The organism is Streptomyces sp. NPDC002994 (genome assembly GCF_040611155.1).
Classification (GTDB): domain Bacteria; phylum Actinomycetota; class Actinomycetes; order Streptomycetales; family Streptomycetaceae; genus Streptomyces.
On record NZ_JBEXNQ010000001.1, the window covers coordinates 435,669 to 450,958 of the forward strand.

Genomic DNA, 15,290 nt, shown 5'->3' on the forward strand with positions numbered 1-15,290 from the left:
GTGGGGAGCTACTTGATGGCCTCAAGCATCGGCACGACCTGGTCGACGGCGTACGGGATGCTCAGCACGGTGTTGAAGGACAGCGCGGCGCCGATGTCCGGGCTGTCGTACGGCAGGAACAGGTCCCGCTTCTCCTTGTGGACCTTGGTCTTCTTGTAGAGCGGGTCGGCCTTCATGGCCTTCTCGGTCTCCGGGGTGCCCAGCCAGACCGTGCGGTCGGCCTCCATGACGTCGAGGCGCTCCGAGCTGAGGTCGGCGATGTTCTCCTTGCCGAGCGCCTTGCGGTACGCCTCGGAGGTGGTGAAGCCCATCTCGCTCAGGAAGATGACCTTCGGGTCCTTGGGCGAGAACGCGGAGAACTTGCCCGGCTCGTAGGGCTCGCCGACGGTGACCGTCTTGCCCTTCCACTCCGGGTGCTTGTCGCGGACGGCCTTGAAGCGCGTGTCGATGCCGGCGATCAGCTTCTCGGTCTCGGCGTCCTTGCCCAGCGCCTTGCCGATCTGCTTGGTCATGACCTGCCACGGCGCCTGGTAGTCCTCGTGGCCCTTGGGCTGGGCGACCACCTTGGCGATCTTGGAGAGCGTTTCGTACTGCTCCTTCTTCATGCCCGAGTACTGAGCGACGATCAGGTCCGGCTTGAGGGCCGCGATCTTCTCCATGTTGTACTCGTCGCGCTCACCGACGATCTGCGGCTTCGTGGAACCCCACAGCTTCTTGGCCCACGGCCACTTGCCGTACGGCTTCTCCTTGAACCAGTCCACCGAACCGACCGGCTTCACACCGAGCGCCAGGACGGCGTCCTGGTCCGACAGACCGAGGGTGACGACCTTCTTCGGCTCCGTCTCGATCGACGTACTGCCGTACTTGTGCTCGACCGTGACGGGGAAAGCAGCGGACTTCGCGTCCGCCTTGCCGGACGACTTGGACTCCGGCTTGTCGGCCCCGCCCCCACAGGCGGTCAGGGCGAGCGCGGCGACAGCGGCGACTGCCACGCGGGGGACGTTTCTGACGATCCTCGTCAGCGCGGGGCGTGTACCAGTGGACACGGTGCTTCCTTTCACGGGGTTTTCACGGTGCGAGTGCCACGCCCACCCGGCGGGAGACGGCCACGGGAGAGGGCGTGTTGGTGTGGGGGAGGCTGGGAGAGACGGTGTCTCTAGAGGGGCGTGCTGACCTCGTCGGCGGCGTTGCGGAGCGGGCCTGCGGTGGGCTCCTGGCTCCGGTCCACGATCGACTCGAGAATCTCGCCGACCCTGATCGCGGTGTTCGACAGCAGGGACGACGTGATGCCGTGCGTGTGCTCGGTGCCGCCCTGGAGGTAGATACCGCAGCGCAGTTCGGGGTCGGTGGCGACGCGGTAGTCACGCTCGACGCGGACACGCCCCTGGTCGTCACGGTGGCACTGCTCGCCGATCTCGCCGAGGAGCCCGAGGGCGTCGGCGGACCGGTAACCGGTGGCGTAGACCACCACATCGGCGTCCAGGGGAGTCTTCTCGCCGGTGACCAGCGACTCGACCGTCGTACGTACCTTGTCCGGGGTCTCGACGACGTCCGTGATGCGGGACACGTTGAGGAACCGCAGGCGCTCGGTGCCCAGGACCTTCTCCTGGTACGCCTGGCGGTACAGGTCGTCGATCAGGTCGATGTCCACCACGGCGTAGTTGGTGTTGCCGTGGTAGTTCATCAGCTTGCGCTTGATCTCGTCAGGGGCCGTGAAGTAATCGTCGACCGCTGTGGGGTCGAAGATCCGGTTGGCGAAGCTGCTGTCGTCGGCGGGGCTGTAACCGTAGCGGGCGAAGACGGCGCACACCTCGGCCTCGGGGAAGCGGCGGTGCAGGAAGGCCACATTCTCGGCGGCGCTCTGGCCGGCGCCGACCACGATGAAGCGGGACGGCTGGGCGTCGTCCAGGCCATCCACCTTTGCCAGCAGGTCGGAGTTGTGCCAGATCCGGTCGGTACGGTCGACGCCCTCCGGCATCTGCGGCCGCAGCCCCGTGCCGATCACGAGATTGCGGGCCCGGTGGACCACCACCTCCGACCCCGAACGGGCCGTCACATCGACGTACTCCACCACTCCGTCGCGCACGACGGGCCGCACGGCGATGACCTCGTGCCCGTAGGACACCATGTCGTCGACCTGGGCCGCGGCCCACTCGAAGTAGTCGTGGAACTCCACCCGCAGCGGGAAGAGGCTCTTGCCGTTGACGAAGTCGACCAGCCGCCCCTTGCTCTGGAGGTAGCACAGGAAGCTGTACTCACTCGACGGGTTTCGCAGCGTCACCAGGTCCTTGAGGAAGGAGACCTGCATGGTCGCGTCGTCGATGAGCATGCCGCGGTGCCAGCCGAAGGCCGGCTGCCGCTCGAAGAAGTGAGCAGTGACCGCCTCCTGCCTGCCGACGCGTGCGTTGTGCTCGCTGAGCGCTATCGCCATGGCCACATTGGACGGCCCGAAGCCGATTCCTATGAGGTCGTGGATCGGTGGTGCGTCGTCAGGAAGAGCCTGTGACATGTCACTCCCATCGTGCGGGGCAGCCGCTTGTCAGGCGTTGGGTAAACAAGAACAGGGCACGCCGACTGAGCGGCGGGCCGAGCGGAACTTAGGTAAAGCTAACCTGATCTGGCCAACCTGTCGACGGGGCAAATCGGACAAGCAGCGGGTCATGGAGGCAAACACAGCCCAAAATCACGCCTCGTTGCATCCTTAGGTAAGCCTTGCTTTACTTACCCTCGTCCATTACTGCTCTGAGGAGGAACCCCATGCGGGTCGTCATGTTCGGTTATCAGACCTGGGGGCACCGCACCCTGCAAGCTCTCCTGGACTCCGAGCACGACGTGGTGATGGTGGTGACGCACCCCAAGAGCGAGCACGCGTACGAGAAGATCTGGAGCGACTCGGTCGCCGACCTCGCCGAGGAACACGGCGTACCCGTGCTGATACGCAACCGGCCGGACGACGAGGAGCTGTTCCTGGCCCTCAAGGAGGCCGCCCCGGACATCATCGTGGCGAACAACTGGCGGACCTGGATTCCGCCGCGCATCTTCGACCTCCCCCGCCACGGCACGCTGAACGTGCACGACTCGCTGCTGCCCAAGTACGCGGGCTTCTCCCCGTTGATCTGGGCCCTGATCAACGGCGAGCGCGAAGTGGGCGTCACCGCGCACATGATGGACGGCGAACTCGACGCCGGCGACATCGTGGTGCAGCGCGCGGTGGCGGTCGAACCGACCGACACGGCCACCGACCTGTTCCACAAGACCGTCGACCTCATCGCCCCGGTCACGGTCGGCGCACTCGGCCGCATCGCGGCCGGCGAGACCGAATTCACCAAGCAGGACCGGTCGCAGGCGACCTTCTTCCACAAGCGGTCCGCCGAGGACATTCGCATGGACTGGAGCTGGCCGGCCGAGGACCTCGAGCGCCTCGTACGCGCCCAGTCCGCCCCGTACCCGAGCGCGTTCACGTACCACAAGGGCAAGCGCCTCGAGGTCGTGTCGGCGGTCGTGTCCGAAGGCCGCTACGGCGGCACCCCTGGCCGCATCTTCTACCGCGAGGGCGACGGCGTGGTGATCGTCGCCGGAGCCGACGCCCGCACCGGCCGCAACCACGGCCTCGCCATCACGCGCGTGCGCACGGAGGACGGCGAGGAGCTGCCCGCGACCGACTACTTCACCTCGATGGGCGGATACCTCACCACCCGCCCCTGACCTAACCCGCCGGCCCGGCCTCGTCAGGGACTTGCGCAGCTGGAGTGCCGCACGCTGGAGCTACGTTCGGCCAACTGGACCACCGGCGCCCCGCCATGGCCCCGGGGCAACCGGTCATCGCCGCCGCGCGGATCACCCGATCCACGCGGCGGCGACTTTTGAGGGTGCTTCGTCCCCGCCGGGCCCGCAGGCGTTCGACCTCGGCTCTCAGGTACGGCTGGCTGTAGAGCCAGGACCGGGAGACGCCGCTTCGCGGGCGAGGGCGGCAATCACGAGGGCGGCCTCATGCGTTACATTCGCGGAAATGATCAAGGTAAGCGCGCCCCCTACGATCTGGCCCAGTACGCGGCTACAGGGTGGCGTGGTCAGCGTCTCGATAAGCGTACGGACGTGACTCCCTCGGGGGCGGCCAGGACAGTGAGGGATGATTTCGGGTGAGCAGGACGGAGCGCGGCCGGGACACGGCCGAGCGGGCAAGGGCGTTGGTACCGGCGGGTGAGGTGCTGCGCGCTGATCACGGGGTCGCATTGGCCGAACGGGCGCCGTTGCCCGGCTATTTCCGCCGCCCGCGCGCTCTGCGATCCGAGCGCCGCACGCTCGGGAGCTGGTTGATGCTCCCTGTGTACTGGGTCGCGAGACTCACCACCGCCACTTGGAACCCGGTCGAGAGGCTCGTCGAAGCGTTCACGGAGCGTGAGGCGAAGAAGCCGGGCAAGCCGTTCCACGGCGGCTGGAACAGCATGGCCGGCCACCTGGCCCGCGCCCTGGTGCCCCGGACCAAGAACAACAGGGCCGTGATGCTGCAGGTCACCGACCGCCGCCTGCAGCTCGTGTACGTGTCCCAGGCGCGCTCCTTCACCGGCGTACCCGGCCCGGCCGAGGTGGGGTGGGCCACGGATCTTCGTAACGTGACCTGGATCCGGGACCGCAGCGACGTGGCGGGCGGCGTCCACGAGATCGGCTTCGTCGACGGTTCGTGGTGCTCGGTCCACTTCGGCGGCCACGGCTGGCGCCGTATGGCGGAGGCTTTCCCGGTCCGGTTGAGTCACCTCGACCAGGTGACGAACCGGGCATGAGCAGCCAGTTGGGAGCCGTGCCGTCAATGAATCCGCCCGGGACCCGCTTGCTCGGTCCCGGGGCGACGCTGTCGTAGCACCTCTAGGTGAGTTGGTCAGCGGCCCGTCTTGGACCGCTGACCCACGACATATCAACCAGGCAGTTTCGTGTGACTCAGCGGGCGGACAGGGGAAAATGTCGTCGCCCCGGGCGGCTCTCCAGGCTGCGAGGTGATCACGGTCGGCTCGGCGACCCGTGCCGACGGCAGCAGGCGCGTGCGGCCGCGAGCAGTGCCTGGATCCGGCCGCCGGCCTCTGCGGCATCACTCAGTGGAGCGGGGAAGGACAGCCGCACGTCGTGGTGCGCGTTGGCGTGTTCGAGCCGCAGCGTCATCCCGTACCGGTCCAGTGACACCGGGAGGACGCGCCGTACTCCCTGCACGAGCCGGGGGTCGACGAGTCGAGTGAGCAGAGCCACGACGTCGCTGTGGCCGTCGACAAGGTGGGTGAGCATGTCGGCCTCGTACACGGCCAGGGGATCGGCGCGGGCCAGGGTGAGTTCGTCGAGGCCGACGGTTACCGTTCCTGCCGCCGTTTCAAGTTCGGCGTGTGCGAAGTCCAGACGCAGTTGGACGCCGGGCTCCTGGGAGTTCCCATCGACCGGAGCGAACCAGCCGGTGAGCGTCACGCGGGCGCGCACTCGGTCGCGTACCGCGGTGGGTGCGATGTCGGTGAACTTCAGCACGGCGGCCACGATCCCGCGCGGCGCGAGGGCGACCTCGGCGGCCAACACACCGTCGTCCGGCACCCGCAGCAGCAGCCGTCCCCTGTCATCCAGGGTGTGCAGGCCGGCCAACTCGCCGGAGTGTCTGTCCGTGACCACCATGAGCGATCCCGCGGCGGCCACCACGGTACGGACTCGCTCGCCATTGGTCGGTCGGGCCGCGCACGCGTCCGCATCCATCCGAGCCACCCTTCCAGGTTAAGTAAGGCTTACCTAACTTAATGCCGGATGGATCTCAGTGTCCAGTCCCCGCCAAGCCGATCCCCCAAGCCACCGCCGGTTGTGGTTGGGCGGTGCCGAGGCTGACCTCTCGCTCCAGAAGATGCGGCGCGACCTGGCCGCCGGCCTGGCGCTCGCCGTCTTCGCGATCGTCCGGGCACCCGAGGTCGGATGGGCTGCGAGCGAGACCGTGCTGGAACTCATCGGCGCGGCGGCCCTCCTGCGCACCCCGGGCCTGGGCGTCTCGAACCTCCATCCATCCCACCAACCGAATCGCCGCAGGAGCCACCGCCTTTACCCCGCGGCCACCGTACGTCGGGAGGGCTCGCTCCCCCGCTGTTCATCCTGCTTGCGCCACCCGTACCGGGTCACGCCCCGTGGCTTGAACACCGAGAGGATCAGGATGATGAGAAGTACCACCAGGCCGCCGATGGAGTGGAGCAGGGTGCCGGGCAACTCGCGGGGATCGGCACCGGACGCCGCCGCCTGCGCCAAGCGGCTCACGCTCCGCGCCTCTATCAGCAAGACGGTGGCGGCGAAGACGGTGAGCAGGAGTTTCGCCAGGACCCAGTGGTGCCGGAACAGACCCCACGGAGTGCCCAGCGCATTGACGATCCCGATGAGCACCGACGCGAGGGCCAGCGGAACGATGACAGACCAGACCGTCACCTCCATCGCGGCATACGCGCCGCGCACCGTCTGAACGTCCTGGCTGGTCACCACCGTGACGTCGAGAGCGAGGTAGGCGCAGACCGCACCGAGCCAGCCGACGGAGGTGGCGACGTGAGCGGTGAGCGCGACCTTGCGGAGGCGGGGCGGCATGATCATCAGTACCTGACTCCCGCCGACGCGTAGTCGTCCAGGTTGCTGCCGGACAGGCTCTGGACCTGGGTGACGCCGGCCGGAAGTGCGCCGTTGGCACCCATGTGCCGGCCTGGGCCGTGCTCGCCGCCGAGGCCGGTGAGTTTCACGATCACGGCCAGCAGGATCAGAACGCCGACGATGATTGCGGACACCTTCACCCAGCGTGGCGCCTTGGGCGGTGCGCTACGAGGCGATCCACGGTCAGAGCCAGCCATGAGATTCCTCCAGTGCGTGTGTCGGCGAGGTGCTCTGAACAATGACAGTTTACGAGACACTCTGTCTACTGAGAATCAAAGTGTCACGCTTCCGTCGTCACGTATACTGCACGGGTGCCGAAGCTGTGGAACGAGACGATCGAGGCCCATCGCCATGCGGTCCGCGAAGCGATCCTGGAAACGACCTGGGGGCTGGCGACCGAGCACGGCCTGATGTCGGTGACGATGACGCAGATCGCCGAGAAAGCCGGGATCGGGCGGGCGACGCTGTACAAGTACTTCCCAGACGTCGAATCAATCCTGGCCGCCCACCACGAACGTCACGTCACCAGCCACCTCGAACATCTCGCCGAGCTCCGGGACCGACCCGGCGACCCCGGCGAGCGGCTCGAAGCCGTACTCGAGCGCTACGCGCTCATCTCCCGCTACCGGGGCCGCCATGGCACCGAAGAGCTCGCGGCACTCCTGCACCGCGGCGAACACGTCGCCCACGCGCAGCAGCAGCTCATTAACCTGTTCCGCGACCTGCTGACCGAGGCAGCTGCAACCGGCGACGTCCGGGACGATGCCGCGCCCGACGAGCTCGCAAGCTACTGCCTCCACGCCCTCAGCGCAGCCAGCACTCTGCCATCCGAAGACGCGGTCCGCCGTCTTGTCGCGGTCACTCTGGCCGGATTGCGCCCTTCACGCTGATCGCGTGGCACTCGCCGGCTCAGTGATCCGCCGGGTACGTGTCCAGCGTGTCTTCGACCATCGTGGTCATCGTCGTACCGCTGGCAGCACATGTGGCATCGGCGTGCTCGGCATGCCCGCCGACACCACCCTCGTCATGGCCGACGTGAACGCAGTCCTCACACTCGGCTGCGTCGGCATGCGACGGAGCCGCAGCCGTGACCCCGTGGCGGACCTCCGGCATGGCGGACGCCGACGTCGGAGGACAGCAGGCCCCAGGCCGGGCTGCGCGCCACACGTGCTGTCTCATACCGGCATCCTGATCGGCGTCCTGTCGGCCCATCGGACGCCGATCACGGGAGCTGCGGAAGAGAGACCCGGTCGAGCCGGCGGCTCAGCCGACCTTCTCCATAGGGAGCCCGCAACAGCACGTGGGGGCTTCGTCCCCGCCGTGGCCTGGAGCCGCACCCTTTGTCACGGTGATCTCACAGCCACAGTCGGGGTCCGGGCACCGGTACACCTCGCCTTCGACGAACACCATGAGGTGACCTCCTTCCCGCTTGGCGCCTACGCGACGACTCTAGAACCTTCCCTCTGGGGCAAGGTCAAGGCCGGTTGGATGGATGGATGGATGGGTGGTCATATCTCAGGGTATTCCGGAGGGAACCCGTATGCCGGACGCAGCGTCGACCGTCCGGACCGCAGGCGAGCCGCGTGAACAGAAGCGGCCACCTGTGCGCCGGGCTCAATGGTTGTGGCCGTCTTCGTCCCCGGGCTCCCCGCTGGGGCGAGTGTCCTTCGTCGGCGCGGTGGGCTCGGAGGTCGGATCGGCGGTGCCGCTGCCGGGGTCACGCTCACATCCTTCGTCGCTGCCCTTCTCGGTCTCGACATCACTGTTGCTGTGTCCCCCTCCCGCCTGCTCGGCCATGGTGGGGGCAATGGGACGCAGGCCCGCAAAGGTGAGGGCCGTGACAACCAGGACTGCCAGACCGAGCGGCCCGTCAATCCGCGCGTGACAACTTCACCGCGTTGATCCGTTAAGAGCCCGACCAAGTGGCTGAACCCGTTGCGTTGGGGCGTTGGCATTCCCCAACGCGCTACCGCTCGAAGCCCCCACGCCCTGCGCATACGCCCGTTGCATGCCGAAATGGCATGTGCCACGCACGATCGATCTGACCGCGTGGCGGAGAGCGTGCCGGAAGTCGGCCGCCTCCCAGCTTCCTCGTGGTGAAGGACGGACCGCCCATGCATGCACAACCCGGCATCGAGGAGCCCGGAGCGGGCCAGGACGAGCCGGTCGCGGTCGTCGGAGCCGCCTGCCGGTTCCCGGGTGGGGTCAGCTCTCTCACCTCGCTGTGGCGCTTGTTGATGGCGCGCCGGGAGACGATGCGGGAGGTTCCCGGTGAGCGGTGGGAGCAGGCGGAACTGGCCGGCCTCCCCGCCCAGGTCGCGGACCGGCTGCGCTACGGCTGCTTCCTGGACGACGATGTCTACGCCTACGAGCCGGAGTTCTTCGGAATCAACGCGCAGGAAGCGCCCTGGGTGGATCCGGAGCACCGGTTGCTGTCCGAAGTGGCCTGGGAGGCCATCGAGCACGCCGGAATTCCGGCCCAGCGACTGTCCGGCACGCCGACGGGCATGTTCTTCGGGATCTATCAGAAGGACTACATGCTGCGCGTGCAGCGGCCGTTGGAACAGGTCAACGCCTACGCGATGTACACCGGCTTCGACAGCATCGGTCCCGGCCGCGTGGGCTTCATCTTGAACCTGAGAGGTCCTCAGGTCGTCATGGAGAGCGCGTGCGCGTCCGGTCTGGTCGCCGTGCACACCGCCTGTCAGAGCCTGCGGACCGGCGAGTCGGACGTGGCGCTGGCCGGAGCCGCCATGCTGTCCCTGGGGCCCGAGGGGGTCATCGCCCCCGCGCTGTGGGGCGTGTTCTCCCCCACCGGCCGCTGCCACGCCTTCGACGCCGAGGCCGACGGCTACGTCCGCGGAGAGGGCTGCGGCGTGGTCGTACTCAAGCGCCTGTCGGACGCGGTACGGGCCGGGGACCGGGTACTGGCCGTGGTGCGTGGCACGGCGGTCAACCAGAACGGCCGGGGCACGCGGCTGAGCGCGCCCTCGGAACCCGCACAGATCGATCTCTACCGTCTGGCGCTGGAGCGCGCGGGCGTCGAGGCCGGTGACGTCGGGATGGTGGAGGCGCACGGTCCGGGCACGGCGGTGGGCGACCCCATCGAGTTCGCCGCGGTGGCCGCGGTCTACGGCAAGGGCCGCGACCGGTGCGCGCTGGGTTCGGTGAAGACGAACATCGGCCACACCGAGCCGGTGTCGGGCGTGGCGGGTCTGCTGAAGGCCATCGCGTCCCTGCGGCACGGCATGGTGCCGGCCAGCCTGCACTTCAACAGCTGGAACCCGCAGATCGACCCCAGCGGTACCCGGCTGTTCGTGCCCACCGACACGACCGAGTGGCCGGTACGGGAAGGCACCCGGCTGGCCGCGGTGTCCTCCTTCGGTATCAGCGGCACCAACGTCCATGTCGTGCTGGAGCAGCCCCCCGCGCTCCCCCGCGCCCGGCGCGCGGCCCGTCCGGTGCCGCCCGGCGATTCCGGTGCGGCCCGGGACGACGAAGCGCCGCGCGTGTTCCCGCTGTCCGCCGGCACGCCCGTGGCCCTGCGGTCCGCGGCCGGCCGCCTGGCCCAGTGGCTGAGGGGAGAGGGGTCGCAGATTCCGCTGGGCGACGTGGCGCACACGCTGGCCGCGCGTCGGTCGCCCGCCCGGGAACGAGCCGCTGTGGTCGCCGCCGACCGGCCGGAGCTGGTGACACGGCTGGAGGAACTGGCGGCCGGAGCCGCGCCCTCCACCGGGGGGGCGACCGGCAGGGCGGTGCCGGACGCCGGGCAGGGCGTGGTGTGGGTCTTCTCGGGGCACGGCTCGCAGTGGGCGGGCATGTGCCGGCAACTACTGGACCACGACCCGGAGTTCACCCGGGTCATCGACGAACTCGAACCGCTCGTGGCCGAGGAGTCCGGCTTCTCTCTGCGTCAGACCCTTTGCCGCCCCGAGGTGGTGACCGGATTCGACCGGGTGCAGCCGGTGATCTTCGCCATCCAGTTGGGTCTGGCGGCGATGTGGCGGTCCCACGGCGTCGAACCGGCGGCCGTGATCGGCCACTCCATGGGAGAGGTCGCCGCCGCCGTGGCCGCGGGAGCGCTGAGCGTCCGGGACGGTGTACGGGTCATCTGCCGCCGCTCCCGCCTGATCCTGCGGGCCGCCGGGCAGGGCCTGATGGCCTCGGTCGCCCTGGGACGCGCCGAGGTCGAACGACTGCTGGCGGAACAGGACGTGCGGGGGGTGACCGTCGCGGTCGTCGCGTCGCCGGAGAACACCGTCGTAGGCGGGGACTCCGACCGCATCCGCCGCCTCGCCGAGGAGTGGGACGCTCGCGGCGTGGGCATCCGCGTGATCGAGGTGGACGTCGCCTCGCACACCGCCCACATGGACCCGATTCTGCCCGACCTCGCCGAAGCGCTCGCCGAGGTCACCAGCAGGTCGCCGGGAACGGCTTTCTACAGCACCGTCACCGACGACCCGCGCGAACATGCCGTCTTCGACGCCTCCTACTGGTCGGACAACCTGCGCCGGGTGGTGCGCTTCGCCGACGCGGTGCAGGCCGCGGCCGAAGACGGGCACCGGCTGTTCGTCGAGATCGGCCCCCACCCCGTGCTGGTCCACCCGGTGCAGGCCACGCTCACCGCGCACGGCCACACCGACACCGCGGTCATGTCGTCCCTGCTGCGCGACACCGACGACGCGCTGGCGTTCCACACCAACGTGGCGGCGCTGCACTGCGCGGGACACCCGCTGGACTGGGCCGACCGCTACGGCGAGGGCGCCCTGGCCGACGTACCGCCGACCACCTGGGAGCGCACCCGGTACGTCGTCGATCCCTCCCCGCTGCGGCAGTCGGCCGGGGCCCACTCCTCCCCCGCCTCGCACCCGCTCACCGGGCCGCACACCGAGGATCCCGACGGCGAGGGCCGCCACCTGTGGCAGACCCGCGTCAGCCCCGCGACGCTGCCCTGGCTGGACACGCACCGCGTCAACGACGTCGCCGTGGTACCCGGCGCCGCTCTGTGCGAGATGGCCGTGGCCGCCGCCACGGACCTGTACTCCGCCGGTCCGGAGCGCCTGCGCATCACCGGCATCGACCTCCAGCGGTTGCTGCTGCCGGCGTCCGACGGCACTTCCGTCACCGCCACCGCCGAGGCGGCCGGCCCCGACACCGCCCGCTGGCGGGTGGTCAGCACGGCTTCCGACGGCACCTCCGTCCAGCACGCCCAGGCGTACCTGCACGTCACGCCCGAAGACGAACCCGTCCCGCAGGGCTGCGACCCGCAGCACCTGCTGGCGGAGTTCCCGCACGCCGTGGACGCGGCGGACGTCTACCGGCAGATGCGCGAGGAACGCGGCGTGCACCACGGCCCGCCATTCCTCGGCCTCCAGTCCCTGTACACGGACGGGGCACCGGCCGACCGCGCGGGCACCCGCCTCCTGGCCCGCCTTCGGGTACCCGACGAGGGCCGGGCCGGCGCGCAGGCACTCCACTGCCATCCCGTCGCACTGGACACCTGCCTCCAGGCCGTCGCGGGCGTCGTACTGCGCACCGGCGCCGTGCCCGCCGGAGGCATCCTGCCCCGGGGCATCGAGGCGCTGCGGCTGTACGGGACGGTACCGCTCAGCGGGTACTGCCTGGTCACCCTCCAACTGATGGACGGCGACCGGTACACGGCGGACTTCCGGCTGTGGGCCGACGACGGATCCGTGGTCGCCGATGCCACCGGGGTGGAGTTCCGCCACGTACCCGCCGAGAGCGCTCAGGAGCGCTTCGCCCACCGTCTGCTCCAGGCGTCATGGGAGCCCGGCGAACGCCCGGCGCCGAACACCGCGCCCGCAACCTTGACCCTCCTGACGGAAGCCGGACGCGAAACGTACGCGGCCGACCTGCGTGAGGCCCTGGAGAAGCAAGGCGCCACAGTAGGCAGCCAGACGCTCGCGGCGTACGCCACCTCGGAAGACGGCACCGCGCCGGTGATGCCGCCAAAGCCCGACGCACCGGCACCGCAGGCAGTGGTGTATCTGCCGGCATCCGGCACGGGACCCGGCAACGCGTCACCCGACCGCCGCGCGCGGGAGCAGGTCGCCCGCCTGGTGGAAACGGCCCGCGCACTCGCTCAGACCGCGGGCGGCGGGGCGCCGCGCCTGTGGACCGTCACCGGCACCGCGCAGCAGGTCACGCCCGATGACCGGCCGGACCTGGCTCAGGCCGGTCTGCGCGGGCTCGTGCGGGTCCTGAGCTACGAGCACCCCGAACTGCGCCCCAGCGTCCTGGACGTCGATCCGCGGACGCCGGTCGCGGAAGTGGCCGCGGAACTGCTGTCCTGCCCCGACGAGCAGGACGAGATCGCCTACCGGCACGGGACACGTCACCTGGCGCGTCTGCGCAACGCCCCGCTGGACGAGCGGGAGCGCCGCCACACCACGGTCGACCGCGAGCGCGACCGGGTGGCCCTGCACCTCGCACGCCCCGGCGACCTGGACTCCTTCGAGTTCGTCGCCCAGTCCCGCCGCCGGCCCGGACCGGGCGAGGTCGAGATCAGGGTCGACGCCACCAGCGTCAACTTCATCAACGTGCTCCAGGCCATGGGTGTCTACCAGCGCTTCAGCACCGGCGAAGAGCGCCTGGACGTCTGTGCGTTCGACGGTGCGGGCGTCGTCAGCGCCGTCGGAGACGGCGTCCGGGAAGTACGGGAGGGCGACCGCGTGGCCGCCATGTTCGTGGACGGGGAGCAGTCCGCCGTCATGTCCTCCTTCGCGTCCGTCCGTGCCGACTGTCTCCTGCCGGTGCCGGACGGGGTGAGCGCGCAGGACGCCGCCGCCCTGCCGTGCGCCTACCTGACCGCCTGGTACGCCCTGCGGCACCTGGCCCGGATCCGGCCGGGAGAGAAGGTGCTCATCCACTCGGCGAGCGGCGGCACCGGTCTGGCCGCGCTGAACCTCGCGCGGGCCTGCGGCGCGGAGGTCCTGGCGACCGCGGGCAGTGAGGCCAAGCGGGCGTACCTGCGCGGCCTGGGCGTCGCGCACGTCATGGACTCCCGCACCCTGGACTTCGCCGACCAGGTGCGCGACCTCACCGAGGGCCGCGGCGTCGACGTCGTACTCAACTCCCTCACCGGTCCGGCGCAGTCCGCCGGTCTCGACCTGCTCGCGCACCGCGGCCGGTTCCTCGAACTCGGCAAGCGGGACATCTACGCCAACTCCCGTCTGGGGCTGCTGCCCTTCCGCCGCAACGTCACCTTCGCCGGCGTCGACGTGCTGATGATGATGCAGCAGGACCCGGAACTGCTCGCCGAGGGCTACCGCGAACTCACCGGCATGCTCGCGGACGGCACCCTGCCGCTGCTGCCCGTCACCGAGCACCCCGTCGCCGAGGCTTCGTCGGCCTTCCACGCCATGGCCTCCGCCCGGCACACGGGCAAACTCGTCCTCACGTGGCCCGCCGCGGGCACCGACACCTTGCCCGTGCGCCCGGAGGACGTCCCCGTCGTCCGGCCCGACGCGAGTTACCTGGTCACGGGCGGGCTCGGCGGGCTGGGGCTCCTGGTCGCCCGATGGCTGGCCGAACGAGGCGCCGCAGCCGTGGTGCTGACCTCCCGCAGCGCCCCCACCGCGGCCACCCGTACCGCCCTCGACGACCTCACCGCGGACTTCGGCACCCGCGTCGAGGTCGTGAACGGGGACCTCGCCGAGCCGGGCGTCGGCGACGCCCTCGTGCGGGCCGCCCTGGACACGGGCCACCCACTGCGCGGCGTCGTTCACGCCGCGGCCGTCGTCGAGGACGCCACCATCGCCAATCTCTCCCCCGCCCTCCTGGAGAAGGTCTGGCGCCCCAAGGCGACGGGCGCCTGGCTGCTCCACCACGCCACGGGCGGTCAGGACCTGGACTGGTGGGTCACCTTCTCCTCCGCCGCCTCTCTGCTGGGCAACCCCGGGCAGGGCGCCTACGCGGCCGCCAACGCCTGGCTGGACGAGTTCACCTCCTGGCGCCGGGCCCAGGGCCTGCCGGCCACCTGCGTCAACTGGGGGCCGTGGGCGGAGGTCGGCCGCGGCGCCGGGATGGAGGAACACGGCTACGCCATGATCGCGCCGGCGGAGGGCATCGCCGCCCTGGAACGCATCCTCTCCCACGACCGCGACCGCACCGCCTACACGCCCGTCGACCTGTCCCGGTGGCTGGAGTCCTATCCCGCCACCGGCCACACCGCCTTCTTCGCCGAACTGGCCGCTCCGGCGGCGGGTGCTGATTCCGCCGGTGGCCGCAGCGCCCTGCTGGAAGCCCTGCGGAAGACGGACAGCCCCCAGCAGCGTCAGCAGATCCTGCAACCCCAGGTCGTCGACCACATCGCAGCGGTGCTACGTCTGGGAACCGACCGGTTCGACGCCAACACGTCCCTGGTCACGCTCGGCCTGGACTCGCTCATGGCCATCGCCCTGCGCAACCGCCTCCAGCGCGAACTGGCCCTGGACATCCCCACCACGGTGATGTGGACCCACCCGACGGCCTCCGCTCTCACCGGCTACCTCCTGGCCCGCCTCCACCCCGAGCAGGGCAGGGCGAGGCCCGTTCCGAGACGGAACCCGCCGTCACCTCGTCAGCCGTCACCGGCTGACGGTCCCACTCGCCTGTTTCGCTCGCCCAACCGCTAGGTGACCCCG

10 protein-coding genes are annotated in these 15,290 nt (G+C 69.9%); 4 read left to right on the forward strand and 6 right to left on the reverse strand.

All coding sequences use genetic code 11. The annotated features are described in order from the left end of the window. Positions 1-8 precede the first annotated feature (8 nt). Together ABZX79_RS01820 and ABZX79_RS01825 are read right to left on the reverse strand one after the other, a co-directional pair. The gene (locus ABZX79_RS01820; protein ID WP_355249971.1) at positions 9-1,046 is read right to left on the reverse strand and encodes an iron-siderophore ABC transporter substrate-binding protein; all 1,038 of its coding nucleotides are present in this window, start codon (positions 1,044-1,046) and stop codon (positions 9-11) included. Positions 1,047-1,156: 110 nt separating this feature from the next. Next, positions 1,157-2,509 carry a lysine N(6)-hydroxylase/L-ornithine N(5)-oxygenase family protein gene (locus ABZX79_RS01825; RefSeq protein WP_355249973.1) on the reverse strand — a complete coding sequence of 451 codons (1,353 nt, stop codon included), beginning with the start codon at positions 2,507-2,509 and terminating at the stop codon, positions 1,157-1,159. 248 nt (positions 2,510-2,757) lie between these two features. Here ABZX79_RS01825 and ABZX79_RS01830 point away from each other — a divergent pair, with 248 nt between their 5' ends. Beyond that, on the forward strand, positions 2,758-3,705 hold the full coding sequence (locus tag ABZX79_RS01830) for a methionyl-tRNA formyltransferase (protein WP_355249975.1): 948 nt from the start codon (positions 2,758-2,760) through the stop codon (positions 3,703-3,705). A gap of 611 nt (positions 3,706-4,316) precedes the next feature. Beyond that, the gene (locus ABZX79_RS01835) at positions 4,317-4,781 is read left to right on the forward strand and encodes a hypothetical protein (RefSeq protein ID WP_355249977.1); all 465 of its coding nucleotides are present in this window, start codon (positions 4,317-4,319) and stop codon (positions 4,779-4,781) included. 214 nt (positions 4,782-4,995) lie between these two features. Here the strand turns inward: ABZX79_RS01835 and ABZX79_RS01840 are convergent, their stop codons facing one another. The 3 genes from ABZX79_RS01840 to ABZX79_RS01850 all read right to left on the reverse strand — a co-directional run bounded on the left by ABZX79_RS01840 (position 4,996) and on the right by ABZX79_RS01850 (position 6,785). Then, positions 4,996-5,724 carry a DUF2470 domain-containing protein gene (locus tag ABZX79_RS01840; RefSeq protein WP_355250084.1) on the reverse strand — a complete coding sequence of 243 codons (729 nt, stop codon included), beginning with the start codon at positions 5,722-5,724 and terminating at the stop codon, positions 4,996-4,998. Between the two features lie 333 nt (positions 5,725-6,057). Continuing rightward, positions 6,058-6,591 carry a hypothetical protein gene (locus ABZX79_RS01845; protein ID WP_355249979.1) on the reverse strand — a complete coding sequence of 178 codons (534 nt, stop codon included), beginning with the start codon at positions 6,589-6,591 and terminating at the stop codon, positions 6,058-6,060. After that, positions 6,591-6,785 (reverse strand): hypothetical protein, encoded by a 195-nt coding sequence (locus ABZX79_RS01850; protein ID WP_355249981.1) that lies wholly within the window; start codon positions 6,783-6,785, stop codon positions 6,591-6,593. Before ABZX79_RS01850 ends, ABZX79_RS01845 begins: the two co-directional genes overlap by 1 nt. Positions 6,786-6,956: 171 nt before the next feature. Between ABZX79_RS01850 and ABZX79_RS01855 the strand changes: the two genes are divergently transcribed. Next, positions 6,957-7,535, forward strand: coding sequence for a TetR/AcrR family transcriptional regulator (locus tag ABZX79_RS01855; protein ID WP_355249983.1), 579 nt, complete (start codon positions 6,957-6,959; stop codon positions 7,533-7,535). Between the two features lie 724 nt (positions 7,536-8,259). Here ABZX79_RS01855 and ABZX79_RS01860 read toward each other — a convergent pair. Continuing rightward, the gene (locus ABZX79_RS01860) at positions 8,260-8,442 is read right to left on the reverse strand and encodes a hypothetical protein (protein WP_355249985.1); all 183 of its coding nucleotides are present in this window, start codon (positions 8,440-8,442) and stop codon (positions 8,260-8,262) included. Positions 8,443-8,759: 317 nt separating this feature from the next. Between ABZX79_RS01860 and ABZX79_RS01865 the strand changes: the two genes are divergently transcribed. Next, complete coding sequence (locus ABZX79_RS01865; RefSeq protein WP_355249987.1) at positions 8,760-15,281, forward strand: type I polyketide synthase; 6,522 nt, start codon at positions 8,760-8,762, stop codon at positions 15,279-15,281. The last annotated feature ends 9 nt before the right edge of the window (positions 15,282-15,290 follow it).

Excerpts from the sequence above, each read along its gene's own strand:
- ABZX79_RS01840 (WP_355250084.1), bottom strand. The coding sequence starts at position 5,724 with ATGGATGCGGACGCGTGCGCGGCCCGACCGACCAATGGCGAGCGAGTC.
- ABZX79_RS01825 (WP_355249973.1), bottom strand. The coding sequence starts at position 2,509 with ATGTCACAGGCTCTTCCTGACGACGCACCACCGATCCACGACCTCATA.
- ABZX79_RS01830 (WP_355249975.1), top strand. The coding sequence starts at position 2,758 with ATGCGGGTCGTCATGTTCGGTTATCAGACCTGGGGGCACCGCACCCTG.
- ABZX79_RS01860 (WP_355249985.1), bottom strand. The coding sequence starts at position 8,442 with ATGGCCGAGCAGGCGGGAGGGGGACACAGCAACAGTGATGTCGAGACC.
- ABZX79_RS01845 (WP_355249979.1), bottom strand. The coding sequence starts at position 6,591 with ATGATCATGCCGCCCCGCCTCCGCAAGGTCGCGCTCACCGCTCACGTC.
- ABZX79_RS01865 (WP_355249987.1), top strand. The coding sequence starts at position 8,760 with ATGCATGCACAACCCGGCATCGAGGAGCCCGGAGCGGGCCAGGACGAG.
- ABZX79_RS01835 (WP_355249977.1), top strand. The coding sequence starts at position 4,317 with ATGCTCCCTGTGTACTGGGTCGCGAGACTCACCACCGCCACTTGGAAC.